This is a genomic window from Polaromonas aquatica, assembly GCF_042659145.1.
GTDB lineage: Bacteria > Pseudomonadota > Gammaproteobacteria > Burkholderiales > Burkholderiaceae_C > Polaromonas > Polaromonas aquatica.
Map to the genome: position 1 here is coordinate 192,928 of NZ_JBHSRS010000082.1, position 25,059 is coordinate 217,986.

Consider the following 25,059-nt stretch of genomic DNA (forward strand, 5'->3'; position numbering starts at 1 on the left):
ACCTTTTGATCTTAAAAAGACTTGTAGAAGTGCTTCTAAGTCCTTGATTTCATTGAAAAAATTTGTTTCAAATGACTTGCGCGCCAAATCTTTCCTGATAAAGTGGGAAGAAGTGCAATTTAGTGGTGAAAAGTGTTTCTTAAAGGTCTTTAGCGGTGTTTCAAGGCGCGTCTTTTGTAGCTCTCGATACCAAGGGTCGGCTGTCTGTGCCGACCCGGCATCGTGACGTGCTCAGCGCCACAGCTTCCGGCCAGCTCACCATGACCAAGCACCCGCACGGGTGCCTGATGATTTTCCCTCGTAACGAGTGGGAGAAGTTTCGTGACCGCATCGCTTCCCTGCCGATGCAGGCCCAATGGTGGAAACGCATTTTTCTCGGTAACGCCATGGACGTTGACATGGACGCCACCGGGCGGGTGCTGGTTTCGCCGGAGTTGCGCACGGCGGCGGGCATCAGCAAGGACACGGTATTGCTTGGCATGGGCAGCTACTTCGAGCTGTGGGATGCGCCGACTTACGCAGCGCAAGAGGCCGAGCAGATGAAGGGCGAGATGCCCGATGTCTTCAGAGACTTCTCCTTTTAGAAAGAAGACGGTGCAAGACACATGGACACACCGCACCGTCTTGTTGACCGAAGCAGTAGAAGCGCTTCACATCAAGCCGGACGGACACTATATCGACGCGACCTTCGGGCGCGGTGGCCATTCGCGGCTGATACTTTCCCGGCTGTCCGCCGATGGCCGCTTGACGGCGTTCGACAAGGACGTCGAGGCCATCGCCGAAGCGCAGACCATTGCCGACCCGCGCTTTTCAATCCGCCACGAAGGCTTCAACCAGCTCGCCGGGCTGGCGCCGTCCATTGCAATGGGCCTGCTGATGGATCTCGGCATCAGTTCGCCGCAGATCGACAACCCTGCGCGTGGGTTTTCATTCAGGTCGGACGGCCCGCTGGACATGCGCATGGATACCACGCGTGGCCAGAGTGTGGCGGATTGGCTGGCAGACGCATCAATAGACAGCATGACGGAGGTGATTCGTGACTATGGAGAAGAACGGTTTGCTGGGCAGATTGCAAAGGCGATTGATCGTCGCCGACAGGAACGGGGCCCGCTTCGAGGCACCGCTGAACTGGCCGAAGTCGTGGCTGGCGCGGTCAAAACCCGCGAGCCGGGCAAGGACCCTGCAACGCGCACATTTCAGGCTCTTCGGATTTTCATCAACGCCGAGCTTGAAGAGCTGCAACAGGCGCTAGAAGCCTCACTGAAAGTACTCCAACCGGAAGGCCGTCTGGTGGTGATCAGTTTTCATTCGCTCGAAGACCGTATCGTCAAGCAATTCATCGCGGAACACTCGCGCGAGGTGTATGACCGCCGGGCACCGTTTGCCGCCCCCAAGGCCATGAAGCTGAAGGCGTTGGGGCGCATCAAACCCAGTGAGGCGGAAGTCGCCGGTAATCCACGCGCCCGCAGCGCCGTCATGCGTGTGGCTGAGCGTACCGGGGTCGGCGCATGACCCGGCTCAGCCTTGTGCTGCTTGTGGCCGTGCTGGCAAGTGCGCTTTATCTCGTGCACACGCAGTACGAGTCGCGCCGCCTCTATGTCGAGCTTGAAAAAGCGGCTGCGCAAAGCCGGAAGCTGGAATCCGAGAACGAGCGCCTACAGGTTGAAAAACGCGCGCAGGCCACACCCTTGCGGGTAGAAAAACTCGCCAAGGACAACCTGCAGATGCGCACGGCGACACCGGCCATCACCCAGTATGTGACGCGCAAGGATGAGGCTGCGGCCGGGGTTGCGCCATGAGCGCCGCGCCGGGCCGCCCCAAGCAAGCTCGCACCGTAGTGCGAAGCACGAAGGTAATGCAATGAGCAAGAGCGTGCTTTACACCTCCAGCCCCTTGTTGGCCAGCAAGACGCCGGTATGGCGCAGCAAGTTCATTGTGGCGGGCATTGCATTGGCCTTTACCGGGCTGGCCGGCCGTGCTGCATACGTGCAGGTGATAGGCAATGATTTTTTCCAGCGCCAGGGGGAGGTCCGGTTTGCCCGGACGCTGGAGCTGCCCGCCAACCGGGGACGTATCCTGGACCGCAACGGGCTGATTCTGGCCTCCAGTGTGCCTGCACCCAGCATCTGGGCCATCCCCGAGGATGTGGAGGCGACCAAGGCCCAGCTCGCCGAACTGGCCAAACTGCTGGGCATGCCGCTGACAGACCTGAATAAAAAGCTGGCCGATGAAGACAAGAGTTTTGTCTGGATCAAGCGGCAGGTGGATGAACCGATTGCCCAAAAAATAAGCGCGCTTGGCATCAAGGGCATCTACCAGCGCAAGGAATACAAGCGCCAGTACCCCGAAGGGGAAACAGCGGCCCACGTGGTCGGCTTTACGAATGTTGAAGACCGCGGGCAGGAGGGCATTGAGCTGACCTTCAACAAGGAGCTGGCCGGCCGTGCCGGCTCGCGCCGCGTGATCAAGGATCGCCTGGGGCGCGTGGTGGAGGACGTGGGCGAGCAGATGCCGCCGCTTGAAGGCAAGGACATCCAGCTCAGCCTGGACAGCAAAGTCCAGTTTGTCGCCTACCAGAAGTTGCGCGATGCGGTCATAAAGCACCGTGCGAAGGCCGGCAGCGTGGTGGTGCTGGATACGATCACCGGTGAAGTGCTGGCGCTCGCCAATTACCCAAGCTATGTGCCTGACAAGCGCCAGAATCTCACGGGTGAGCAACTGCGCAACCGCGCCATCACGGATACTTTTGAGCCGGGCTCCACCATGAAGCCGATCACGGTGGGTATGGCACTGGAAGCCGGCCGCATCACGCCGCACACCATTGTTGAAACTGCCCCTGGCCGTTACAGCATAGGCGGCTTCACGATCAGCGATACCCACAATTACGGCTCGCTCACGGTTGAAGGTGTCATCCAGAAATCCAGCAACGTGGGCGCGCTCAAGATCGCACAGAAAATGAGTCCGCACGAGATGTGGGATACCTATACCGCACTGGGTTACGGCCAGAAGCCGCAGATCCAGTTTCCCGGTGCGGTGACAGGCCGGCTGCGGCCCTGGAAAACCTGGCGTCCTGTCGAGCAGGCGACCATGGCTTACGGTTACGGGTTGTCGGCCTCGCTGTTCCAGATGGCGCATTCCTACACTTCCTTTGCGCATGATGGACGGATCATTCCGGTCACCATGCTCAAGAGCAGCGAACCGGCCGTCGGTGTCCAGGTCTTCTCTGCCGAGAATGCCAAGGCCATACGCCGCATGCTGCAGATGGCTGCGGCACCGGGCGGCACCGGCCCGCTCGCACAGACGGTCGGTTATTCGGTCGGCGGCAAGTCGGGCACCGCCCACAAACAGGTCGGCAAGGGCTACGCAAGCAACAAGTACCGGGCGTGGTTTACGGGCATGGCGCCTATCGAGGCGCCGCGCATTGTTGTTGCGGTGATGATCGACGAGCCCAGTGACGGCAACTATTTCGGCGGTGTTGCGGCGGCCCCGGTCTTTAGCGAGGTCGTGCAGCAGACGCTGCGCATGATGGGCGTGCAGCCCGACATGTCGGTCAAGCCGCAGATCGTCACACAAGCGGTGGAGGAGTCGTTTTGAGCCCCCGCCTGCAAACCCCGCAACAGGCTGCCGACTGGTTGCGCTCGCGGGTAAGCGGCGGGCTGTGGACTGACAGCCGCAAGGTTGGCATGGGCGACGGTTTTATTGCCTGGCCGGGCGCAGCAACTGATGCACGGCAGTATGTGCCTGAGGTGCTGGCTGCGGGAGCGCAGGCCTGCCTGGTGGAAGACGAGGGGGCGAGTGTTTTCGGCTTTTCGGACGCAAGAATTTCGGCTTACCCCGGGCTCAAGGCCGCAGCGGCACCCATCGCAGCAGCTTACTTCGGTGAACCCAGCGAGCAATTGCAGGTTATCGCCGTGACCGGCACCAACGGGAAAACATCTACAAGCTGGTGGCTGGCACAGGCGCTTGGCAGGATGGGGCGCAAATGCGGCATCGTCGGGACCCTGGGCATCGGCTCGTCCGAGGCCATGGTTTTTAACGGGTTGACAACGCCCGACCCGGTCCTGCTGCAGCAACAGTTCCGGCGTTTTGTGGATGAAGGTTTTGCCGCCTGCGCGCTGGAGGCTTCGTCTATCGGCATTGCCGAGCACCGTCTGGATGCGACCTGCATACGGGTGGCCATTTTCACCAACTTCACGCAGGACCACCTCGACTACCACGAGACCATGCAGGCTTACTGGGCTGCAAAAAAGAAGTTGTTCGGCTGGCCGGGGCTGCAGGCCGCCGTGCTTAACGTGGACGACGCCAAGGGCGAAGAGCTGGAGGCCGCATTGGCTGGTTCAGGACTCGATGTCTGGAGCATCTCCATCGCCGGGCCTGCACGCCTGCGGGCTGATGCGATTGAGCATGGCGAGTCGGGCCTTGTTTTTGAGGTGGTCGAGGGGGCTGTGCGGCACCGGATCTCGACCGGTATGGTGGGTCTCTATAACGTTGTCAACCTGCTGGGCGTGATTGCCGCGATGCGCGCCCTGGGTTTGCCCCTGAAGGAGGCTGTCAGTGCCTGCGAGGGTTTGCTTCCTGTGCCCGGCCGCCTGGAAACCATGGTGGTAGAGGGCTTGCCACTGGTTGTGATTGATTATGCGCATACGCCGGACGCCCTTGAAAAGGTGCTCACGGCATTGAGGCCTGTTGCACAAGGTCGCGCAGGCCGGCTGTGGTGCGTGTTTGGCTGCGGTGGTGGGCGTGATGCCACAAAGCGCCCCCTGATGGCGGCAGTCGCGCAGAAAAACGCCGACCAGGTAGTGGTGACCAGCGACAACCCGCGCGACGAAAGTGCGGCAACCATCGTCAGCCAGATATTGCTTGGGTTGACGCATTGCGATTCGGTCTACGTGGAAACCGACCGCGCGCTGGCGATCGCGCAAACGCTGGCGCAGGCACAGCCCGGCGACGTGGTGCTGCTGGCTGGTAAAGGCCATGAAAATTACCAGGAAGTACGTGGCGTCAAACATCCGTTTTCGGACCGGACCCACGCCGAGGCTGCACTGGCTGCACGCCTGGCCGTCGGAGGTGTCTCATGATGACCTTGCAGCAGGTGCTGGGATGGGTAGGTGCCGCGCACCTTGTGGGAAACGGGGACGTACAGCTCAGGCGGGTACACACCGATACACGCACGCTGGAAGCGGGCGACCTGTTTGTGGCGCTCAGGGGCGAGCGGTTTGATGCGAACGACTTTCTGGCCCAGGCCAGGCAGCAGGGGGCTGTTGCCGCCATTGCACACCAGGGCCTGTCTGCTGCGGGCCTGCCTGGCCTGGAGGTTCCTGATTCAAAACTGGCACTGGGCCAGCTTGCGGCGGGATGGCGCTCACAGTTTGATCTGCCGCTTGTCGCCGTGACGGGGAGCAATGGGAAAACCACGGTGACCCAGATGATTGCCTCGATTTTGCGTGCCTGGAAGCCGGAAGGTGCATTTTCGACAGAGGGCAATCTCAACAACGACATTGGTGTGCCTTTGACGCTATTGCGCCTGAAGAAGACTCATCAGGTCGGCGTTGTGGAACTGGGAATGAACCACCCCGGGGAGATTGCTTACCTTGCGGCTTTGGCCAGACCGACCGTTGCGTTGGTCAACAACGCGCAACGCGAACATCTGGAGTTCATGGCTACGGTTGAGGCTGTGGCCCGCGAGAATGGTTCGGTGATTGCATCGCTGGATGCAAACGGAGTCGCCGTATTTCCCGCAGATGAAGACTACACGCCGGTATGGAAACAGCTGGCAGGCGCCCGCAAGGCAATGACTTTCGCGGCCAGTGGTGCCGCCGATGTCACCGCGACCGCCGACTGGGTCGGCAACGCCTGGCAAGTCCACGCAAGGACACCTGCCGGGCCGGCTGCATTCAGGCTGCAGGTTGCGGGCAGGCACAACGTCAAGAATGCACTGGCTGCAACAGCGTGTGCGCTGGCGGCTGGCGTGCCTCTGGCCAGCATTGGCGCCGGCCTGTCGGCATTTGTCCCGGTCAAGGGCCGCTCCCGTGCCGTGGTTGTCAGCGTCGGGGACCGCACCTTGAATCTGATTGACGATACCTACAACGCCAATCCTGACTCCATGCGCGCAGCCATTGACGTGCTGGCAGAGTTGCCTGGCCCTCGTCTGCTGGTGATGGGCGACATGGGCGAAGTGGGTGACCAGGGGCCGCAGTTTCACGAGGAAGCCGGGCGCTATGCGCGCGAGCGTGGCATTGAAAAGCTGTTTGCCCTGGGACCTGAGTCCGCGCGCGCTGCCAGCAGTTTTGGGCCGGGCCGGCACTTCGGCGATATGGAGACCTTGAATGCTGCAGTGCAGGCCGAGTTGCCGCGACTTGGCAGCGTGCTCGTCAAGGGGTCGCGCTTCATGAAGATGGAGCGGGTCGTACAGGCGATCACGGCCCACACACAACAATCCAAGGAAACACCATGAGCCCCTACGCTCACATGCGTTCGTTGTCCCTTGCAAAGGCGCAAACCGCCTTTGCGTTGGCTTTGCAGGAGGCGCACCATGCTGCTTAACCTGGCCCAATGGCTGCAGTCCATCTCGCCGGACTTCGGCTCTTTCCGTGTTTTCCAGTACCTGACATTCCGTGCGGTGATGGCGGCGATGACCGCACTGCTGATCGGCCTGGTGGCGGGTCCGTTTGTCATTCGACGGCTTGTGTCGCTCAAGATCGGCCAGCCGATCCGTGAATACGCCATGCAGACACATCTGAGCAAGAGCGGTACGCCAACCATGGGTGGTGTACTCATTCTTTTGTCCATTGCCATTGCAACCTTGCTCTGGGCGGACCTGTCCAACCGCTTTGTCTGGATTGTGTTGCTGGTCACCCTGGGCTTTGGTGCGATCGGCTGGGCTGACGACTGGCGCAAGGTGGTGCACAAGGACCCGGAAGGCATGCGCTCGCGCGAAAAGTACTTCTGGCAATCCGTTGTCGGCCTGGTGGCCGCGCTGTACCTGGTGTTCAGTATTTCTGAGAGTTCCAATCTTCGTGTGCTGGAGCTTTTCTTCAGCTGGGTGCAATCGGGTTTTGACGTCAACCTGCCGCCCAAGGCGGGCCTGCTGGTGCCGTTTGTCAAGGAAGTCAGCTATCCCCTGGGTGTGTTTGGTTTTGTGATCCTGACCTACCTGGTCATCGTTGGCTCCAGCAATGCCGTCAACCTGACGGACGGCCTGGACGGCCTGGCCATCATGCCGGTCGTGATGGTGGGGTCCGCGCTGGGTGTGTTTGCCTACGTGACCGGCAGCTCGGTTTACTCAAAGTACCTGCTGTTCCCGCACATCCCGGGCTCTGGCGAGCTGCTTATTTTTTGTGCTGCCCTGGCCGGTGCCGGGCTGGCTTTCCTGTGGTTCAACACGCACCCCGCGCAGGTTTTCATGGGGGATGTTGGTGCCCTGGCCCTGGGTGCCGCACTGGGCACCATCGCAGTGATTGTGCGCCAGGAAATTGTGCTGGCCATCATGGGCGGCATCTTTGTGGTTGAGGCGCTGTCGGTCATGCTGCAGGTCGTGTATTTCAAGTACACCAAAAAACGCTACGGCACGGGCAGGCGCATCCTCAAGATGGCGCCTTTGCACCACCACTTTGAAAAGAGCGGCTGGAAAGAAACGCAGGTGGTCGTGCGTTTCTGGATCATCACCATGCTGCTGTGCCTCGTCGGTCTTTCAACACTCAAGCTGAGATGAATTACCTGGCTGAAAAGAACGTTCTTGTATTGGGGCTGGGTGCTTCCGGCCTGGCGCTGGCACGCTGGTGTGTGCGCTGCGGTGCCCGGGTGACGGTGGCGGATACGCGGGCTGCACCGCCGCAGCTCCAGGTTTTGCGTGATACCTTGCCGTGTGTGGCGTTTGTCCATTCCGGGATGAACGAAGCCCTGTTTGCCAGCGCAGCTTTTGATCTGGTTCTGAAAAGCCCTGGTCTTTCACCTTCGGCCGTGGCCGGTGTGGTCGATGCCGCCGAAGCCCGGGGTATTGCCCGCGGCAATGAACTCAGCCTGTTTGCACAGGCGCTGGCCGACTTGAAACAGGATCGGGGTTATGCGCCTCAGGTGATAGGCATTACCGGCACGAATGGCAAGACCACGGTGACCTCGTTGACCGGGCAGCTTGTGCAGCGGGCCGGCAAGTCGGTCGCCGTCGCCGGCAATATTGGCCCCACGCTGCTGGACACGCTGGCAGAAAAACTCGACGCAGCGCTTCAGGCTCAGGCAGAAGAAGCTGCGCAGGCGGCAAAGGATGCGGAACAGGCAGAAATCGCTGAAGCGCCGGCGCCGGCTCCTGCGTCCGCAGCGCTGGATGATGAGCTGCCGCAGGAGCAGGCCGACGACACGGATGATCTGGATGAGCCAGTGTTGCCGCAGCTATCGCCGGTGCCTGATGAGTTGCCACCGCTGCCCGCATTGCCGGCCATGCCTCAGGTCTGGGTTCTTGAACTGTCCAGTTTCCAGCTGGACGGTGTCAGCAATTTCGAGCCGACGATTGCGACCGTACTCAACCTGACACAGGACCACCTGGACTGGCATGAGACTTTTGCGGCTTACGCCGCGGCCAAGAACCGTATCTATGGCAGCGGCCTGATGTTGCTCAATCGGGATGACCCGTTGGTGATGGCCGCCTTGCCGCCGCCGGCGCCTGTGACCAGGGGCAAACAGGCGCCACCGCGTCCCTACCTTTCCTTTGGCAGCGATGCCCCGCAACGCCCGGGTGACTACGGCATTGAAACCGTCAATGGCATGGCGTGGCTGGTACGCGCTGCAGAGGCGGATGAAACCGTCAAGCGCCGCAAACATGAAGAAGTGGAGATGCATATCCAGCGCCTGATGCCGCTGGATGCGCTGCGCATTCATGGCCGGCATAACGCCACCAATGCGCTTGCCGCGCTCGGCCTTGCTGTGGCCGCGGGCTGCAGTCTCGCCCCCATGCTGCACGGGTTGCGCGAATACCGCGGCGAGCCGCATCGCTTGGAGTCGGTTGCCATCATCAAGGACATTGAATACTTTGACGACAGCAAGGGCACCAATGTGGGGGCCACGGTGGCCGCCTTGACGGGCCTGGGTGCAGATCGCAAACTGGTATTGATCCTGGGCGGTGAAGGCAAGGGGCAGGACTTCTCGCCGCTGGCCGAGCCGGTTGCCCGCTACGCCCGGGCCGTGGTGCTTTTTGGACGCGATGCGCCACTTATCCGGTCTGCGTTGCAGGACAGCGCTGTGTCGCTGCTGGATGCAAGCTCCATGCAGGACGCCGTGAACCTCGCTTCGCGTCATGCGCAAACCGGTGATGCCGTGCTGATGTCGCCCGCCTGCGCCAGCTTTGACATGTTCGACAACTACGAGCACCGCGCGCGGGTTTTTTGCGAAGCCGTGCAGGCGCTGGCCCATGAAGAGGGGACTGTGCTGTGACAGCCGTAACGCGCCTTTTCGGCTGGTTCTCCGGTATAGGCAAGGCCGCATCCGATGTTTTGCCGGTGCGCCTGGGCGGGCAGAGCCTGTCGCGGACGCCTGCAACGCCCGTGCGTCTGGCGGGTTTTGACCGGGCGCTGGTCTGGGTCGTTGTGGCTTTGCTGATGTGGGGCCTGGTCATGGTGTATTCGGCCTCGGTGGCGATGCCCGACAACCCCAAGTTCGCACGTTATGCACACACGCATTTCCTGACGCGCCATGTCCTGTCGCTGGTGGTGGCATTCATTGTTGCGCTGCTGGCCTTTCAGGTGCCTATGGCAACCTGGGAGAAGGTGGCACCGTGGCTGTTTGTGGTGTCCCTGATCCTCCTGATGCTGGTGCTGGTGCCCTTTATCGGCAAGGGCGTCAACGGCGCGCGCCGCTGGATTACGCTGGGGTTCATGAACTTCCAGCCGTCGGAGCTGGCGAAGTTTGCCGTACTGCTCTACGCCGCAGATTACATGGTACGGAAAATGGAAGTGAAAGAGCGCTTCTTCCGTGCCGTGATGCCCATGGCGATTGCGATTGCGGTTGTCGGCCTGCTGCTGCTTGCCGAGCCCGACATGGGCGCGTTCATGGTGATCTCTGTCATTGCCATGGGCATCCTTTTCCTGGGTGGCGTCAATGCGCGCATGTTTTTTGTCATTGCGGCTGTGGTGGTGGTGGCATTCGGCCTGATGGTGATGCTCAGCGACTGGCGCCGCGAGCGGATTTTTGCCTACCTCGATCCGTGGAGTGAGAAGTACTCCATGGGCAAGGGTTACCAGCTTTCGCATTCCCTGATTGCGTTTGGGCGCGGTGAAATTTTTGGCGTGGGGCTGGGCGGCAGCATTGAGAAACTGCACTGGTTGCCTGAAGCACACACCGACTTCCTGATGGCCGTGATCGGCGAGGAGTTTGGCCTGATAGGCGTGCTGGTGGTGATCGGCCTGTTCATGTGGATGACACGGCGGATCATGCACATAGGCCGTCAGTCGATTGCGCTGGACCGGCTGTTTGCCGGCCTTGTCGCGCAGGGTGTCGGTATCTGGATGGGCTTTCAGACCTTTATCAATATTGGTGTCAATCTTGGTGCCTTGCCGACCAAGGGGCTGACCTTGCCGCTCATGAGTTATGGCGGTTCGGCGATCTTGATGAACCTGATCTCACTGGCTGTGGTTCTGCGGATTGACTACGAGAATAGATTACTTATGCGCGGGGGGCGGGCATGAGCAAACAACACTGCGCTCTGGTCATGGCTGGCGGCACCGGTGGTCATATCTTTCCCGGGCTTGCCGTGGCGGAGGCCCTGCGGGAAAAGGGCTGGCGCGTGCACTGGTTGGGCGCAAAGGGCAGCGCCGGCCAGCCCAGCATGGAAAGCCGGCTGGTGCCGCCGCGCGGGTTCCCGTTTGAAACCATTGACTTTTCCGGTGTGCGCGGCAAAGGCCCTGTCACGCTGGCTGTTCTGCCCTTGCGCCTGCTCAAGGCTTTCTGGCAAAGCATTCAGGTCATTCGCCGCGTCAAACCTGATGTGGTGATCGGCCTCGGAGGCTATATCGCATTTCCGGCAGGCATGATGAGCGTCCTGCTGGGCAAACCGCTTGTGCTGCATGAGCAGAATTCGGTGGCCGGCATGGTCAACAAAATTCTGGCTTCGGTGGCCGATCGGGTGTTCACGGCCTTTCCCAATGTATTCAAGAAGGCCGAGTGGGTAGGCAATCCCCTGCGCGCGGCCTTCACTGCCCAGCCCGAGCCGGCCGCACGGTTTGCCGGGCGTTCCGGACCTTTGCGCCTGCTGGTCGTTGGCGGCAGTCTTGGTGCCCGCGGGCTCAACACCATCGTGCCGAAGGCGCTGGCCCTGATCCCGCCGGAGCAGCGGCCGCTGGTCACACACCAGAGCGGTGCGGCGCAGATTGACGAGCTGCGTGCGAACTACGCGGCTGCAGGCGTGGACGCGGTGCTGACCCCCTTTATTGACGATACCGCGAGCGCCTTTGCCGACGCAGACCTGATTGTTTGCCGCGCCGGAGCGAGCACAGTCACCGAAATCGCTGCGATAGGCGCAGCCGCGCTGTTCGTGCCTTTTCCGGCGGCGGTAGATGACCACCAGACCACCAATGCGAGCTTCCTGGTGGATCAGGGCGGTGGCTGGCTGGAGCAACAGCGCGACCTGACACCGGAGAAACTTGCGGGAATGCTACAAAAAACAGAGCGCACTGCGCTCATGAACAGGGCGCTACAGGCCAAAAAGATGCAAAAAACAGAGGCTACGGATCGTGTGGTGGCCGCTTGCGAGGAGTTGGCAACATGAAACATGCCATCAAGAACATTCATTTCATTGGCCTGGGCGGCGCCGGCATGTCTGGCATCGCTGAGGTCTTGCACAACCTTGGTTATGTGATCTCCGGCTCGGACCTGTCCGACAGCGCGACCTTGCAGCGGCTGGCGAGTTTGGGCATCAAAACCTTTGTGGGACATGCTGCAGGGAACCTTGCAAGCGTGGATGCGGTCGTCACCTCGACGGCGGTTCAGGCGGATAACCCCGAAGTACTGGTGGCCCGCGAGAAACGTATCCCGGTGGTTCCGCGTGCGCTGATGCTGGCCGAGCTGATGCGCCTGAAGCAAGGCATTGCGATCGCCGGAACCCATGGCAAAACCACAACGACCAGCCTGGTTGCCAGCATCCTGGCCGAGGGCGGGCTGGATCCCACGTTTGTCATAGGCGGGCGCCTCAACAGCGCCGGTGCCAACGCCAAGCTGGGCTCGGGCGACTACATCGTGGTGGAGGCCGACGAGTCGGATGCTTCCTTCCTCAACCTGCTGCCTGTGATGGCGGTGGTCACCAATATTGATGCCGACCATATGGAGACCTATGGGCACGATTTCGGCAAGCTCAAAAAGGCTTTTGTCGATTTCCTGCACCGCATGCCTTTTTACGGCACTGCGATTTTGTGTACCGACGACCCGGCCGTGCGTGAAATCGTGCCGCAGGTGTCTTGCCCCATCACCAGCTACGGGTTTGGCGAGGATGCGCAGGTGCGTGCCGTCAATGTGCGGCCGGTGGGTGCGCAAATGCATTTCACGGCGCAGCGGCGCAATGGCGTCACCCTGCCTGACCTGGACGTTGTCCTCAACCTTCCCGGCGAGCACAACGTGCTGAATGCCCTGTCTGCCATTGCTGTGGCGGTTGAGCTCAATGTGCCTGACGCTGCCGTGCAAAAGGCCCTGGCTGACTTCAGGGGCGTGGGCCGCCGTTTCCAGAGTTACGGTGATATGCCGGCAAAAAACGGCGGTCATTTCACGGTGATCGAGGACTACGGCCACCACCCTGTCGAGATGGCCGCGACGCTTGCCGCCGCACGCGGTGCCTTCCCTGGCCGGCGCCTGGTGCTGGCATTCCAGCCGCACCGCTACACCCGTACGCGCGACTGTTTTGAGGATTTTGTCAAGGTCATAGGCTACGCCGATGCCGTGCTGCTGTCCGAAGTCTACGCCGCAGGCGAGACCCCCATCGTCGCCGCTGATGGTCGTTCGCTGACGCGTGCCTTGCGCGTTGCGGGCAAGGTTGAGCCGGTGTTTGTGGATGAAATTGGCGCCATGCCGCAGGCCATCCTGGACAACGCGCGTGACGGTGACGTGATCATGTGCATGGGCGCGGGTTCCATTGGCCAGGTACCGGGAAAAGTGGTTGATATTCTGGAGGCCGCAGGGCGCATGGCGCCCGCGGGACATGGATGATGAGCGAGAAAGAGAAGTCCCTGAATTTTGGCAAGGTTGCCGTGCTCATGGGCGGAGCGTCCGCCGAGCGAGAGGTTTCACTGATGTCGGGCAACGGTGTGTTGCAGGCACTCCGCTCGCGCGGTGTGGATGCGCATGCCTTTGACCCGGCCGAGCGCGGTATTGGCGAATTGAAGACGGAGGGTTTTGCCCGCTGCTTTATCGCGCTGCACGGCCGCTTCGGAGAAGACGGCACGGTGCAGGGCGCGCTGGAGCTTATGGGCATTCCCTATACCGGCTCGGGTGTCATGGCGTCGAGCATGGCGATTGACAAGGTCATGACCAAGCGGGTGCTGCTCTCCGAGGGATTGCCCACGCCGAAGTATGTGCTGCTGCGCAAGGGCGCTTACAGCAGTGCGGATGTCGATGCCGTCCCGGATGCGCTGGGCCTGCCGCTGATCGTCAAGCCTGCGCGGGAAGGCTCTTCGATTGGCCTGACCAAAGTGATGAATCGCGCTGACATGGCCCAGGCCGTGGAACAGGCCTCCATGCTGGATGCGGACATCCTGTGCGAACAGTTTGTCGATGGTGATGAGGTGACCTGCCCGGTTCTTGGCAGCGGCAGCACTGCCCAGGCGCTGCCCGTCATCCGTATCGTGGCACCCGAAGGTAATTACGACTACCAGAACAAATACTTCACCGACACCACGCAGTACCTGGTGCCCTGTGGGCTCCCCGAAGGCGAGGAAGCGGCCATCCAGCAACTGGTTTTGCAGGTCTTTCGCACGCTCAACTGCCGCGGCTGGGCGCGTGCCGACGTGATGATTGACAAGGTCACGCGCAAGCCCTTCCTGCTTGAGATCAATACATCGCCCGGCATGACGGGGCACTCGCTGGTGCCCATGTCGGCGCGTGCGGCCGGTATTTCGTATGAAGATCTTTGTATTGAGGTGCTCAGGACGGCCGCGCTGGACCACCAGAAATCCGCTCCTGAGCAAAACAAGGAAAAGACGGGAGCCGCCATTTGAAACGTGCCCTGCCATTGCCAAAACCATTGCCGCTCGACGTCAGGCTCATGAACGCCCTGGCGCTCGTGTGCGGCCTGGTGTTTGCTGCCATGGTATTGGCGCTGGCGGTGGCATGGCTCATGCGCCAGCCGCTGTTTAACCTGAGCGCCATCAGCGTGCAGGGCGATTTGAGCCACAACAATGCGGTGACCCTACGGGCCAACGTGGCGCCCCGGTTGACCGGCAACTTCTTCACAGTGGACCTGGGCCGCACACGTGCCGTTTTTGAATCGGTGCCGTGGGTGCGCAGGGCGGTGGTGCAGCGCCAGTTCCCGAATCGCCTGAAGGTGGTGTTGCAGGAGCATGAGGCCATTGCCTATTGGGGGCCTGAAGGCGATTCGCGCCTTGTCAACAGCTTTGGCGAGGTGTTCGAGGCCAACCAGGGAGAGGTGGAGGCCGAAGACCTGCCGCAGCTCAGCGGGCCGCCAGGACAGGCCGCGCTGGTGCTTCAGGCTTACCAGATGCTCTCGCCCCTGTTCGAAAAGCTGGATGCGGTGCTGGAGCGGCTGGAGCTGACGGGGCAGGGCAGCTGGCGTGCGCGGCTTGACAGTGGCGCGGTGCTGGAGCTGGGCCATGGCTCGCTGGATGAAATCCAGGCCAGGGCGCAGCGCTTCACTGCAACGCTTACCCAGGTTTCTTCCCGGTACGGCAGGGATTTCGAGTCGGCCGATCTGCGTTATGGCAATGGCTATGCGCTCAAGTTAAGAGGTGTCACCACGGTCAATCCCGGGGACAAAGAGGACAAGAAAGCTAAAAGGTAAAGAGATGGCCAAAGAATACAAAGATCTGGTAGTCGGACTGGACATTGGGACCAGCAAGGTCATGGTCGTGGTTGCCGAAGTACTGCAGGGCGGGGAACTCAAACTTGCGGGCCTGGGCATCGCTGCCAGCAATGGGCTCAAGCGTGGCGTTGTGGTCAATATAGATGCTACGGTGCAAAGCATCCAGCAAGCGCTCAAGGAGGCCGAGCTGATGGCCGACTGCAAGATTGCCCGTGTCTACACCGGCATCACCGGCAGTCATATTCGCGGCATCAACTCCAGCGGCATGGTGGCGGTGAAGGACAAGGAAGTTACGCAGGCCGACGTGGCACGTGTGATTGAAACTGCCAAGGCCATCAACATCTCGACAGACCAGCGCCTGCTGCTGGTCGAGCCGCAGGAGTTTGTGATCGACGGGCAGGATGTGCGCGAGCCCATAGGCATGAGCGGCATACGCCTGGAGGCCAAAGTGCATATCGTGACCGGCGCGCAGAGCGCCGCCGAGAACATCATCAAGTGCGTGCGCCGCTGCGGCCTTGAGGTGGACCAGCTGATGCTGAACCCGCTGGCTTCCAGCCTGGCCGTGCTGACGCAGGATGAGCAGGAACTCGGCGTTGCGATGGTCGATATTGGCGCAGGTACCACCGACGTTGCCATCTTTACCGGCGGCGCCATTCGCCACACGGCTGTGATACCGATTGCCGGCGACCTGATCACCAGCGACATCGCCATGGCCCTGCGCACACCGACCAAGGACGCTGAAGACATCAAGGTCGAGAGCGGTTTTGCCAAGCAGCTGCTGGCCGACCCCGACACGCAGGTCGAAGTACCGGGCTTGGGCGACCGGGCGCCGCGCATGCTCAGCAAGCAGGCCCTGGCCGGCGTGATCGAGCCGCGCATCGAAGAGATTTTTTCGCTGGTGCAACAGGTCATCCGCGAGTCGGGCTATGAAGAGGTGCTGTCATCCGGGATCGTGATCACCGGCGGCAGCGCGGTGATGCCGGGCATGGTTGAACTGGGCGAGGACATCTTTCTCAAGCCCGTGCGGCGCGGCATCCCGCGTTACTCCAGCGCTCTGTCGGACATGGTCGCGCAGGCGCGTGCCGCGACGGTCATGGGCCTGCTCGAAGAGGCCCGCCTGGCGCGCATGCGCGGCTACAAGGTCTCGCAGAAGGCGGGCAGCGTGCACAACGCCTTTGGCCGGGTCAAGGACTGGTTTGTGGGGAACTTCTGATGAAACATTACTCTGCTTTTATCCGGGCTGCCCCACGATGTACGCGATCAGGAGGCGCGGATCCGCCTTCATGAAAACATGTCAATACAACAATCTCAAAAATTTTTGGCAACTGCAACATACTGAATTAGGAGGCTCCAAATGAGCATCGAAATGATTGAAATCGAAGAGTTCAACCAAGGCACGCAGATCAAGGTGATTGGCGTCGGCGGTGGCGGCGGCAACGCCGTGGACCACATGATTGACTGCGGCGTGCAGGGCGTCGAGTTCATCTGTGCCAACACCGACGCGCAGGCACTCGGCCGCGGCAATGCGCACAAGACCATACAGCTCGGGGCCAGCGGCCTGGGCGCCGGCAGCAAGCCCGACAAGGGCCGTGACGCGGCCGAACTGGCGGTGGATGACATCCGCACCGCCATCGCTGGTGCGCACATGCTGTTCATCACCGCCGGCATGGGCGGCGGAACGGGGACGGGCGCTGCGCCTGTCATTGCACGTGTGGCCAAGGAGATGGGCATCCTCACCGTGGGTGTGGTGACCAAACCTTTCGAGTTCGAAGGCGGCCGCCGCATGACCAATGCCGACCTGGGCCTGGCTGAACTGGAAGCCAATGTCGACTCGCTGATCGTGGTGCTCAACGAAAAGCTGCTGGAAGTGCTGGGCGATGACGTGACCCAGGACGAAGCCTTTGCGCACGCCAACGACGTGCTGAAGAATGCCGTGGGCGGTATTGCCGAAATCATCAATGTGCCCGGCCACGTCAACGTCGACTTTGAAGACGTGCGCACCGTGATGGGCGAACCGGGCAAGGCCATGATGGGCACGGCCAAGGCCAACGGCCCGGACCGCGCACGCATCGCCGCCGAGCAGGCCGTGGCCTGCCCGTTGCTGGAAGGCATAGACCTGTCGGGCGCCAAGGGCGTGCTGGTGTTGATCACGGCAGCCAAGGGTTCGCTCAAACTGAGCGAGTCCAAGCTGGCAATGAACACCATTCGTGCTTATGCGTCGCCTGATGCGCATGTGATCTATGGCACGGCCTACGATGACGAACTGGGCGACAACATTCGCGTGACCGTGGTCGCCACCGGCCTGAGCCGCCAGGGCGCCCGCCGCACGGCCCCGCCACTGCAGGTGCTGCGTACCGGTACGGACAACGTGCCGTTCCATGTGCCCACGCTCAACTCTGTGGCCGGCGGAATGGGCGCTGCCCATCCTTCCGTGGGGTCCGCTCAGCCCGACTATGGCAACATGTCTGTGCCCAGTGTGTGGCGCACCAACCGCACGCAGGCGGCGGCCAAGGTCGATGCGCTGGCATCGGGCGGCATGGATGACTTCGAGATTCCAGCCTTCCTGCGCAAACAAGCTGATTAATGGGTGTAAAGCTACTGCGCGGCCCGATCTCGCATCTCCGGTGCTCAACGTACTGATGTACGTTTCCGCTCCTCAATGCAAGCTAGGGCCGCTCGCCACGCTTTTCATCCCATTAATCGGTTACGGTGATTAAGTGAGCGTGTGACTATGCCGGTGATAGTTTTTGCCGAGTTGCAATAAAAGCCAGTGGCTCAAGATAAGTGCGAGGGGGTTTAAGCCTTGCTTGCCCCTGTCCGGCGTCTTGACACGCTCTTGACGCTCTCAAATTAAAATAAGTCCATGCTTGCCCAACGAACCATCAAGTCCCTGACCAAGGCGGTCGGCGTGGGCCTGCACAGCGGCCAGCGGGTCGAGCTGACTTTGCGGCCTGCTGCGCCTGATACGGGCATTGTTTTTCGCCGGGTCGATTTACCCCAGCCTGTGGACATTGCCATTTCTGCACTGGCGGTTACCGATACCCGGCTGGCTTCCACCATATCGGCAGGTCATGCCAAGGTCCATACCGTCGAGCACTTGATGTCGGCCTGTGCGGGTCTGGGCATTGACAACCTGTACATCGATATCACAGCCGAAGAAGTGCCCATCCTGGACGGGTCGGCGTCGTCATTTGTGTTTTTGCTGCAGTCGGCAGGCATTGAATTGCAAAACGCCCCGAAACGTTTTGTCCGCGTGCTTAAACCTGTCGAGGTGCGTGAAGGCGAGGGCGCTACAGCCAAGTGGGCGCGCCTGAGCCCTTACGACGGCTACAAGCTCAGTTTTGAAATTGATTTTGACCATCCGGCTGTGGACTCCACCGGTCAGTGTGTCGAGTTTGACCTGGGCTCGGGGTCCTATACACGCGACATTGCCAGGGCCCGGACCTTTGGTTTTACCAAGGACGTCGAGATGATGCGTGCCAATGGGCTGGCGCTGGGCGGTGGCCTGGACAACGCCATCGTCATGGACGACTACAAGGTTCTCAACAGCGATGGCCTGCGCTACAACGATGAGTTCGTGAAGCACAAAATCCTCGATGCCATGGGCGACCTGCACCTGCTGGGCAAGCCGCTGCTGGCGGCCTACAGTGCCTTTCGCTCAGGCCACGCCATGAACAACAAGCTGCTGCGTGAGCTGCTGTCGCACCAGGATGCTTATGAGGTCGTCACGTTTGAAGACGAAAAACGCGCACCCCAGGGTTTTGCGACTTTGGCGCGCGCCTGGTAGTCCCTCTTAAAGACGCCCATGCTGCTTTTTCGCTGGCTCATCCTGCTCCTGCTTTTGTCTGCCGTAGTGTCCTTCATGTTTTATGCCGGGACCGGGCAGGTCCGGTTCAAGAAATTCGGCCTGACCATTCTCAAATGGACTCTGATTGCGGCTTTCGGCTTTTTTGCGGTGCTCATTCTTGAGCGCATTGCCTGAAGCGCCGCCTGGTCAGTAGTGGCGCCCGGCCTTGTAGGCGGCGCTTGATTTCGGTTTCAGCGCAGTAGCCGCTGCCAGGATGGCGGATGAGCGTCCCGCATGTGCATGCGTGATCGCCAGGCCCAGGGCATCGGCCGCATCCTTGCCCGGCAACGCAGGCAGCTTGAGCAGGCGCATGACCATCTGCTGCACTTCTGCCTTGCCGGCCTTGCCATAACCCGCCACCGCTTTTTTGAGCTGCAGGGCGGTGTATTCGGCCACCGGCAGATCGCAGGACACCAGTGCCGTCACGCAGGCCCCGCGTGCCTGCCCCAGCAGCAGCGTGGCCTGCGGGTTCACGTTGACAAACACAATTTCGACCGACGAGTATTCCGGCTGGTAACGTTCGACGACCTCACGCACGCCGTCAAACAGCACTTTCAGGCGTGCGGGCAGGTCGCCCCGGTCAAGGTGCGTGGTTTTGATGGTGCCGCTGGCCACATAGCGCAGTTGCTGGCCGTCGACATCGACCACGCCGAAGCCGGTGATCTGCAAGCCGGGATCAATGCCCAGGATACGCATAGTTATGCGGTCCCCACGCTTTTCACTGTGTGTAATACGCTGCCCCCCGAGGGGGCTAATTTCCCTTGGGGCGGCCCTGCGGGAAATTGTCTGACCCCCACGTTTGTAGTGCTGCTCATATTCCAAAATACCATCGAACCGAATGAAAAAATACAGGTGCCGCAAAACACAGGGCATCCACCCGGTCCAGCAGCCCGCTGGCGCCGGTGACGGAGCGGCCTTCCGAGCCCCAGTTGGTGATGCCGCGGTCGCGCTTGAGCGCCTTCATGACCAGGTGTCCCAGTGAGCCGGCCACACAGGCGATCAGGGCCATGGCCACAGCCTGCGCCGGCTTGAACGGGGTGAGGGCGGCCATCAGGCCGCCGACCAGGCTGGCTACGAGCACTGCAATCAGCCAGCCGCTCCAGTTAAAACTCTGGCTCACGTGGGGTGCAATGGGTTTGCGTTTCAGCCTTTTGTTCACCAGGTGCTGCACGATCATGCAGCTCTGCACCACAAACACCAGGAAGAACACGAGGAAGGCGTTTTTACCCTGGTAGTCCGGAAACTTGAGCAGCAGCAGGGCCGGCACGTGGCTGATGCCGTATACACAGACCATGATGCCCCATTGCAGTTTGGCGTTGCGTTCCAGGAAGCGCTGGGGGTCGTCCGCCAGCGCGCTGACCACGGGAATCGCGAGGAACACGTAGACCGGGATGAACACCGTGACCAGGTCGAAGTAGCGCATGATGACCAGCGCAAACTGCACCGGCAGCACCACAAAAAAAGCCAGCACCAGGCTGCGGTGGTCGCCCTGGCGTGTGGGCGAGAGCGTGATGAATTCGCGCAGCGCAAAAAAAGCGACCAGGCCAAACAGCACCGTTGCCACCGTCTCGCCCAGCGCCCAGCCGACCCAGAATACCGTGGACATCATCCATGAAGTCCTCAGCAGGCCGTTGAACTCCCTGAGTTTTTGCGTGTGCAGGTCGTCCTCGTGCCTGTCCTTGAGCGACATCACAAAGGCCGTGATGCTGATAACGGCCAGCAGCCCAAAAACCACGACAAACAACAGGCCGACCTGCTGCGACGGTGACAGGCTGCGTAAAAAACTGTTGATCATGATTCCCTGAGCACCATGACGGCCTGGCGCGCACGGGCCAGGAAGTGGTTGCGGTCCTCTTCGCTGCCCAGCGTAATGGGTGTGCCAAAGGTGACTGAACACAGGATAGGCACGGGCACGACTTCGCCCTTGGGCATCACACGTTGCACGTTGTTGATCCAGGCCGGCACCAGCACGACATCCGGGAATTTCTGCGCCAGGTTGTACAGGCCTGACTTGAAGTTTTGCGGCTCGTCCTGGTTGCCGCGCGTGCCCTCGGGGAACAGGATGATGGAGTCGCCGTTTGTCAGCGCTTCGACCAGGGGTTCCAGCGGGTCCTGGTCACTGGTCTTGACGCGATCCACATAGATGGCGTTAAAGACCGCCGTGGTGATCCATTTCTTGAAGGGGGTTTTGGTCCAGTAGTCCCTGGCGGCAATCGGCCGGGTGATGCTGCGCAGCTCTTCCGGCAGTGCGGCCCACATCAGGATCAGGTCCGCGTGGCTCTGGTGGTTGGCAAAGTAAATGCGCTGCTCGGCTTTCGGCGGACAGCCTTGCCAGCGTGCCTGAGCGCCAGTGAGTACGCGGATCAGGCCCAGCAGGAAAATGCCCATCAACCTGGCCAGCAAAGGGGAGAGTTTTTCGCTCATACCTTGTCAGGGCAGTTCCACACCGCCCATGCGCGCGACGATGGTGCCGGCGCGTGAGGACAGGTAACCCGAGTTCGGGCGGGTTTCAAAATATTTGGGCCGCGGCAGCATCACCGCCAGGCGCGCGGCTTCATAGGCGCTCAGGCGTGACGCAGGCTTGCGGTAATAGTGCTGCGCGGCGGCCTCTGCGCCAAACACACCTTCACCCCACTCCACATTGTTCAGGTAAATCTCAAGGATGCGTTCCTTGCTCAGCAGGGCTTCCAGCATCAAGGTCAGTACCAGCTCCTGGCCTTTGCGCAGCAGGGTGCGTTCGCCGGACAAAAAGAGGTTTTTCGCCAGCTGCTGTGTGATGGTCGAGCCGCCCACAATCTTTGGCGGCTTGACGGCGGCCTTGCCGGGCGTGTTTTGCTGTTTACCAGCGGCGAGCCTGCTGGCGGCTTGTTGAGTGCGTTGTTCTGCCTTGGCGTTCTTGTCCCAGGCTTTTTCGAGCGCCTCGATATCGACACCGTCATGCTCCACAAAGCTGGCGTCCTCCGATGCAATCACGGCTCTTTTCAGCGTGTCGGAAATCTGGCTGTAGGGCACCCACTGCTGCCGCCATTTGAGGCTGCCCGTGGTTTTGGCTACCCGGTAAATTTCAGAACGCTCAAATGCGCTGGACTCGGGGTCAACGACCTTCATCAGTGCAATACGGCCGGCAAAATAAAGCTGCAGGGCCAGCCCCGCGATCAGGACCAGTCCCAGCAGGCGCAGCAAGGCTTTCATGCTGCGGCTCCGTACCTGGTGTTGTGTGCCGGCATGTCTGGTCAGCGGCTGGTCAACCGTGTCTCAAGCGTTTCGTCGCGGGTGAATTTGAAGCGCGACACCACCACGATCTGGTCGGCCTTGCGTCGCATGGCCTCGGTAAAACGATCAAACGGGCCGGTGCCCTTGACGATGCTCTGCGCCCGGCGGTCCAGCGTCAGGTTGCCGGAGGTCTCCACCACTTCGGTGGCCAGGATGCGGCCGTCAAAATTGACAGTGACGATCATGGTGAGCTCGCCGTAGAGTTTTTTGCCGGCCTGTTCCGGGAAGTTGACCGTCCCCTTGTCTTCGATTTTCCGGCGCAGGCTGTCGTAGTACACCGCGTACACCTCTTCGCGCGTGGCCGGGCTGATGTAGCGCTTCTTGGGCCTGGCGTTTTCTTCGTTGATGCGCTTTTCGATCTCCGCGAGGATCTTGATGAGCTGTTTGCGCTTTTCTTCGCGTTCAGACTGCACCGGGTCGTTGGCTGGCAGGCTGGGGTCGGGCGGCGGCATGGTTGCCAGCTGCTTCTTGATCTGCGCCAGCAACTGTGTTTGCTGCTCCTGCATGGATTCGACCTTGCGTTGCGCGTCTTCGGCTGCGTCGCCGAGGTCCGTGAAGGCCGAGGGCGGCAGCGGCGATGTGGCGCGGCCCTTGTCCAGTTCCCCGCCCCCCGAAAGCGACGCCTGGGCAATGGCTTTGGCGACCTCGGGTTTTTCATTGGCCCTGGCATTGACCAGGATCACCTCCAGCGGCGTATCGTGAAAAACCCGGTTAAAGCTCTCCGGGTCCACAAAACGCGTCGTCAACAGCACTGCGTGGACCAGGATGGACGCTCCCAGGGCAATTTGCAGTGTGCTGAAGGATTTCACAGGGATGAATTATCAGGCTTAAACGTCGTTCAAATACCGACTAGCCCGTGGTGGAAACGGCTGCGGCATCGGTTGCCGGTTCGTCCACATCGACTGCAATCGAGATCGGGCCGGCGGCCATGCCGGCGTCGTCATCGTCTTCCTCCGTCACGTCTGCTGACTCATCGGCAATCACGTCCAGCCGCTCGATCACGGCCCCGGTGATATCCAGCGTGATTTCATCGATCTCGCCCAGGCGCACACGCACCCTGGCACCGCGCGGCAAGCCTTGCGCACCCACGGCCGGCAGCACCAGCGGCAGCTCGTCGGCGCGCACCAGGTTGTCCTTGAAGGCCGTTGCCGTCAATTCCGTGATGTTGTTCTGCTGCAGGTACTTCAGCGTCCAGTAACGCTCGATACCGGCCTGGAAGCCGTTGTAGGCGCTGTAGGCGGCATCAAAACCCGAGATGATCGAGAACAGCTCGGCGTCCTTGGGTTTGAAAGGCGCAGCCAGTGCCGCCGTGCGGCCGTGTTTGGCGCAGGCAATGATCTGCCACTGGTTGACCAGGTCGGTGTAGCGGCGTAGCGGCGAGGTGCTCCAGGCGTAACTTTTGACGCCCAGGCCGGCGTGCGGCAGCGATTTGGTGCCCATGCGCACTTTCACGCCGGGTGCCATGCTGGCCTGGCTGCGGTAAATGCCGGGCACGCCGTGCTCGGCCAGCCACAGGCCCCAGGTGCTGTTGGCCAGGATCATGGCCTCGGCCACGATCAAATCGAGAGGCGCGCCGCGCTGGCGGGTCGTGATGCTGACGATTTCGTTGCCCTGCGGCTCGCCGCCTGTGGGGTTGTCCAGCTTGAAGTTGTAGTCGGGCCGGTTGAAGTTTTCCGGTTTGCCGCGCACGATTTCGCGTTGCGCCTTGAGGTGTTTGGCCAGCCGGTGCAAGAAGGTCAGTTCCACGCCCCATTGCACGCCGACAGGCGGGCTGGTTTGTGCCGCTTCAAAAAACGCCTCTGTGAAGGTGCTGTCCAGCTTGTCGTGGCGCAGGTTGCTGACGATGGGCACCTGCTCCAGCCGGGTGACGCTTTCCTTGATCTCCAGCGTGGTTTCGTCCAGTGTGACGTAAAGCGACAGGGACGGGCAGTTGCGGCCTTCCTGCAGGGTGTAGCTTTGGACGATCTCGTCGGGCAGCATGGTCACTTTGTAGCCGGGCATGTAAACGGTGGAAAGCCGCGTGCGGCCCACAGCGTCAATCGGGCTGCCGGGCAATACCGCCAGGCCAGGCGCTGCGATGTGGATACCCAGCGTGATGGTGCCGCTGCCCAGGCCCTGCACCGACAGCGCGTCGTCGATCTCGGTGGTGGCCGAATCGTCTATGGAAAATGCCTGTACGTTGGCCAGCGGCAGCTCGTCCCTGATTTCCGGCGCCTGCAGTGCCGGGAAGCCCGTGCCTTTGGGGAAATTTTCGAACAAAAAGCGCTTCCAGTGGAACTGGTAAGGAGAGGCGATGGCGCCGGATTTCTGCAGCAGGTCCAGCGGGGCGGTGTGGGTGTTGCGTGAGGCCTCCACCACGGCCTTGTATTCGGCGCTGTTTTTGTCGGGCTTGAACAGGATTTTGTAAAGCTGCTCGCGTATCGGTTCAGGGCAATCGCCTTGCGCCAGCGCCTCGGCCCAGGCCGTGATCTGCAGTGCGAGCTGTTTTTTCTTTTCGATGGCAGCCAATGCCAGTTGCAGGATTTCGGCGGGGGCCTTTTTAAAACGGCCCTTGCCGGCGCGCCTGAAATAATGCGGCGCCTCGAACAATCGGAACAGCGCAGCAGCCTGCTGTTCCAGCGATGCTGGTTTGGACGGGTCGGCACTGAAGTAATCGCGCGCCAGGTCGGCAAAGCCGAATTCTTCTTCGCTGGCAAATTCCCAGGCCAGTTCCAGCTCGATGTCAGCGCTGAGCTTCTGGCCGGCGGCGATCAGCTCCGCAGGCGATGGTTTTTCGAACTTCAGCAGCGCATTGACTGCCTTGACCTTGACGCGCTTGCCCGAGTCGAGCTCCACCTGCAGCGAGCTGTCCGCCTCAGACAAAATACGGCCGGCCAGAAACTTGCCGGCTTCTTCAAACAATACAAACAAAATGGGGTCCTTAAATGGCTTG

23 protein-coding genes are annotated in these 25,059 nt (G+C 61.0%); 17 read left to right on the forward strand and 6 right to left on the reverse strand.

Features of this window, described 5'->3' with window-relative positions:
- The first annotated feature begins 155 nt into the window (after positions 1-155).
- The 17 genes from mraZ (at position 156) to ACFQND_RS18760 (ending at position 18,989) form a co-directional block, all read left to right on the forward strand.
- On the forward strand, positions 156-584 hold the full coding sequence (mraZ, locus tag ACFQND_RS18680) for a division/cell wall cluster transcriptional repressor MraZ (RefSeq protein WP_371436994.1): 429 nt from the start codon (positions 156-158) through the stop codon (positions 582-584).
- Positions 559-1,512: a 16S rRNA (cytosine(1402)-N(4))-methyltransferase RsmH gene (rsmH, locus tag ACFQND_RS18685; RefSeq protein ID WP_371436995.1), complete on the forward strand. Its 954-nt coding sequence runs from the start codon at positions 559-561 to the stop codon at positions 1,510-1,512. Before mraZ ends, rsmH begins: the two co-directional genes overlap by 26 nt.
- Positions 1,509-1,799, forward strand: a complete 291-nt coding sequence (gene ftsL, locus ACFQND_RS18690; protein ID WP_371436996.1) for a cell division protein FtsL — start codon at positions 1,509-1,511, stop codon at positions 1,797-1,799. Before rsmH ends, ftsL begins: the two co-directional genes overlap by 4 nt.
- A gap of 61 nt (positions 1,800-1,860) precedes the next feature.
- Positions 1,861-3,594 carry a peptidoglycan D,D-transpeptidase FtsI family protein gene (locus tag ACFQND_RS18695; RefSeq protein WP_371436997.1) on the forward strand — a complete coding sequence of 578 codons (1,734 nt, stop codon included), beginning with the start codon at positions 1,861-1,863 and terminating at the stop codon, positions 3,592-3,594.
- Positions 3,591-5,078, forward strand: a complete 1,488-nt coding sequence (locus tag ACFQND_RS18700) for a UDP-N-acetylmuramoyl-L-alanyl-D-glutamate--2,6-diaminopimelate ligase (protein ID WP_371436998.1) — start codon at positions 3,591-3,593, stop codon at positions 5,076-5,078. The genes ACFQND_RS18695 and ACFQND_RS18700 overlap by 4 nt, the downstream gene beginning before the upstream one ends.
- The gene (locus tag ACFQND_RS18705; RefSeq protein ID WP_371436999.1) at positions 5,075-6,454 is read left to right on the forward strand and encodes a UDP-N-acetylmuramoyl-tripeptide--D-alanyl-D-alanine ligase; all 1,380 of its coding nucleotides are present in this window, start codon (positions 5,075-5,077) and stop codon (positions 6,452-6,454) included. Before ACFQND_RS18700 ends, ACFQND_RS18705 begins: the two co-directional genes overlap by 4 nt.
- 78 nt (positions 6,455-6,532) lie before the next feature.
- Positions 6,533-7,711, forward strand: coding sequence for a phospho-N-acetylmuramoyl-pentapeptide-transferase (mraY, locus tag ACFQND_RS18710; protein WP_371437000.1), 1,179 nt, complete (start codon positions 6,533-6,535; stop codon positions 7,709-7,711).
- Complete coding sequence (gene murD, locus ACFQND_RS18715) at positions 7,708-9,423, forward strand: UDP-N-acetylmuramoyl-L-alanine--D-glutamate ligase (protein ID WP_371437001.1); 1,716 nt, start codon at positions 7,708-7,710, stop codon at positions 9,421-9,423. Before mraY ends, murD begins: the two co-directional genes overlap by 4 nt.
- Positions 9,420-10,673 (forward strand): putative lipid II flippase FtsW, encoded by a 1,254-nt coding sequence (gene ftsW, locus ACFQND_RS18720; RefSeq protein WP_371437002.1) that lies wholly within the window; start codon positions 9,420-9,422, stop codon positions 10,671-10,673. The genes murD and ftsW overlap by 4 nt, the downstream gene beginning before the upstream one ends.
- Positions 10,670-11,752, forward strand: a complete 1,083-nt coding sequence (gene murG / locus ACFQND_RS18725) for an undecaprenyldiphospho-muramoylpentapeptide beta-N-acetylglucosaminyltransferase (protein WP_371437003.1) — start codon at positions 10,670-10,672, stop codon at positions 11,750-11,752. The genes ftsW and murG overlap by 4 nt, the downstream gene beginning before the upstream one ends.
- The gene (gene murC, locus ACFQND_RS18730) at positions 11,749-13,179 is read left to right on the forward strand and encodes a UDP-N-acetylmuramate--L-alanine ligase (protein WP_371437004.1); all 1,431 of its coding nucleotides are present in this window, start codon (positions 11,749-11,751) and stop codon (positions 13,177-13,179) included. Before murG ends, murC begins: the two co-directional genes overlap by 4 nt.
- The gene (locus ACFQND_RS18735) at positions 13,179-14,186 is read left to right on the forward strand and encodes a D-alanine--D-alanine ligase (protein ID WP_371437005.1); all 1,008 of its coding nucleotides are present in this window, start codon (positions 13,179-13,181) and stop codon (positions 14,184-14,186) included. The genes murC and ACFQND_RS18735 overlap by 1 nt, the downstream gene beginning before the upstream one ends.
- The gene (locus ACFQND_RS18740; RefSeq protein WP_371437006.1) at positions 14,183-14,986 is read left to right on the forward strand and encodes a cell division protein FtsQ/DivIB; all 804 of its coding nucleotides are present in this window, start codon (positions 14,183-14,185) and stop codon (positions 14,984-14,986) included. The genes ACFQND_RS18735 and ACFQND_RS18740 overlap by 4 nt, the downstream gene beginning before the upstream one ends.
- A gap of 4 nt (positions 14,987-14,990) precedes the next feature.
- Positions 14,991-16,220: a cell division protein FtsA gene (ftsA, locus tag ACFQND_RS18745; RefSeq protein ID WP_371437007.1), complete on the forward strand. Its 1,230-nt coding sequence runs from the start codon at positions 14,991-14,993 to the stop codon at positions 16,218-16,220.
- A gap of 141 nt (positions 16,221-16,361) precedes the next feature.
- The gene (ftsZ, locus tag ACFQND_RS18750; RefSeq protein ID WP_371437008.1) at positions 16,362-17,591 is read left to right on the forward strand and encodes a cell division protein FtsZ; all 1,230 of its coding nucleotides are present in this window, start codon (positions 16,362-16,364) and stop codon (positions 17,589-17,591) included.
- A 279-nt stretch (positions 17,592-17,870) separates the two neighbouring features.
- Positions 17,871-18,794 carry a UDP-3-O-acyl-N-acetylglucosamine deacetylase gene (lpxC, locus tag ACFQND_RS18755; RefSeq protein WP_371437009.1) on the forward strand — a complete coding sequence of 308 codons (924 nt, stop codon included), beginning with the start codon at positions 17,871-17,873 and terminating at the stop codon, positions 18,792-18,794.
- Positions 18,795-18,812: 18 nt separating this feature from the next.
- A complete protein-coding gene (locus ACFQND_RS18760; protein ID WP_371437010.1) occupies positions 18,813-18,989 on the forward strand; it encodes a hypothetical protein in 177 nt (58 codons plus the stop codon).
- Positions 18,990-19,001: 12 nt separating this feature from the next.
- Here ACFQND_RS18760 and ruvC read toward each other — a convergent pair whose 3' ends face one another.
- The 6 genes from ruvC to ACFQND_RS18790 all read right to left on the reverse strand — a co-directional run bounded on the left by ruvC (position 19,002) and on the right by ACFQND_RS18790 (position 25,037).
- A complete protein-coding gene (ruvC, locus tag ACFQND_RS18765; protein ID WP_371437011.1) occupies positions 19,002-19,550 on the reverse strand; it encodes a crossover junction endodeoxyribonuclease RuvC in 549 nt (182 codons plus the stop codon).
- A gap of 115 nt (positions 19,551-19,665) precedes the next feature.
- Entirely contained in the window at positions 19,666-20,646 is a 981-nt protein-coding gene (locus ACFQND_RS18770; RefSeq protein WP_371437108.1) for a phosphatidate cytidylyltransferase, read from the reverse strand.
- A complete protein-coding gene (locus tag ACFQND_RS18775; protein ID WP_371437012.1) occupies positions 20,646-21,278 on the reverse strand; it encodes a lysophospholipid acyltransferase family protein in 633 nt (210 codons plus the stop codon). The genes ACFQND_RS18770 and ACFQND_RS18775 overlap by 1 nt, the downstream gene beginning before the upstream one ends.
- Positions 21,279-21,284: 6 nt before the next feature.
- The gene (locus tag ACFQND_RS18780) at positions 21,285-22,046 is read right to left on the reverse strand and encodes a transglycosylase domain-containing protein (RefSeq protein ID WP_371437013.1); all 762 of its coding nucleotides are present in this window, start codon (positions 22,044-22,046) and stop codon (positions 21,285-21,287) included.
- Between the two features lie 41 nt (positions 22,047-22,087).
- Positions 22,088-22,936 carry a TonB C-terminal domain-containing protein gene (locus tag ACFQND_RS18785; protein ID WP_371437014.1) on the reverse strand — a complete coding sequence of 283 codons (849 nt, stop codon included), beginning with the start codon at positions 22,934-22,936 and terminating at the stop codon, positions 22,088-22,090.
- Positions 22,937-22,976: 40 nt separating this feature from the next.
- A complete protein-coding gene (locus tag ACFQND_RS18790) occupies positions 22,977-25,037 on the reverse strand; it encodes an RNB domain-containing ribonuclease (RefSeq protein ID WP_371437015.1) in 2,061 nt (686 codons plus the stop codon).
- Positions 25,038-25,059: the final 22 nt, after the last annotated feature.

Coding starts and splice junctions, on each gene's coding strand:
- ACFQND_RS18775 (WP_371437012.1), bottom strand. CDS start 21,278: ATGAGCGAAAAACTCTCCCCTTTGCTGGCCAGGTTGATGGGCATTTTC.
- rsmH (WP_371436995.1), top strand. CDS start 559: ATGTCTTCAGAGACTTCTCCTTTTAGAAAGAAGACGGTGCAAGACACA.
- murC (WP_371437004.1), top strand. CDS start 11,749: ATGAAACATGCCATCAAGAACATTCATTTCATTGGCCTGGGCGGCGCC.
- murD (WP_371437001.1), top strand. CDS start 7,708: ATGAATTACCTGGCTGAAAAGAACGTTCTTGTATTGGGGCTGGGTGCT.
- ftsL (WP_371436996.1), top strand. CDS start 1,509: ATGACCCGGCTCAGCCTTGTGCTGCTTGTGGCCGTGCTGGCAAGTGCG.
- lpxC (WP_371437009.1), top strand. CDS start 17,871: ATGCTTGCCCAACGAACCATCAAGTCCCTGACCAAGGCGGTCGGCGTG.
- ftsA (WP_371437007.1), top strand. CDS start 14,991: ATGGCCAAAGAATACAAAGATCTGGTAGTCGGACTGGACATTGGGACC.
- ACFQND_RS18705 (WP_371436999.1), top strand. CDS start 5,075: ATGATGACCTTGCAGCAGGTGCTGGGATGGGTAGGTGCCGCGCACCTT.
- ACFQND_RS18760 (WP_371437010.1), top strand. CDS start 18,813: ATGCTGCTTTTTCGCTGGCTCATCCTGCTCCTGCTTTTGTCTGCCGTA.
- ACFQND_RS18735 (WP_371437005.1), top strand. CDS start 13,179: ATGAGCGAGAAAGAGAAGTCCCTGAATTTTGGCAAGGTTGCCGTGCTC.
- ACFQND_RS18695 (WP_371436997.1), top strand. CDS start 1,861: ATGAGCAAGAGCGTGCTTTACACCTCCAGCCCCTTGTTGGCCAGCAAG.
- mraY (WP_371437000.1), top strand. CDS start 6,533: ATGCTGCTTAACCTGGCCCAATGGCTGCAGTCCATCTCGCCGGACTTC.
- ACFQND_RS18780 (WP_371437013.1), bottom strand. CDS start 22,046: ATGAAAGCCTTGCTGCGCCTGCTGGGACTGGTCCTGATCGCGGGGCTG.
- ftsZ (WP_371437008.1), top strand. CDS start 16,362: ATGAGCATCGAAATGATTGAAATCGAAGAGTTCAACCAAGGCACGCAG.
- murG (WP_371437003.1), top strand. CDS start 10,670: ATGAGCAAACAACACTGCGCTCTGGTCATGGCTGGCGGCACCGGTGGT.
- ruvC (WP_371437011.1), bottom strand. CDS start 19,550: ATGCGTATCCTGGGCATTGATCCCGGCTTGCAGATCACCGGCTTCGGC.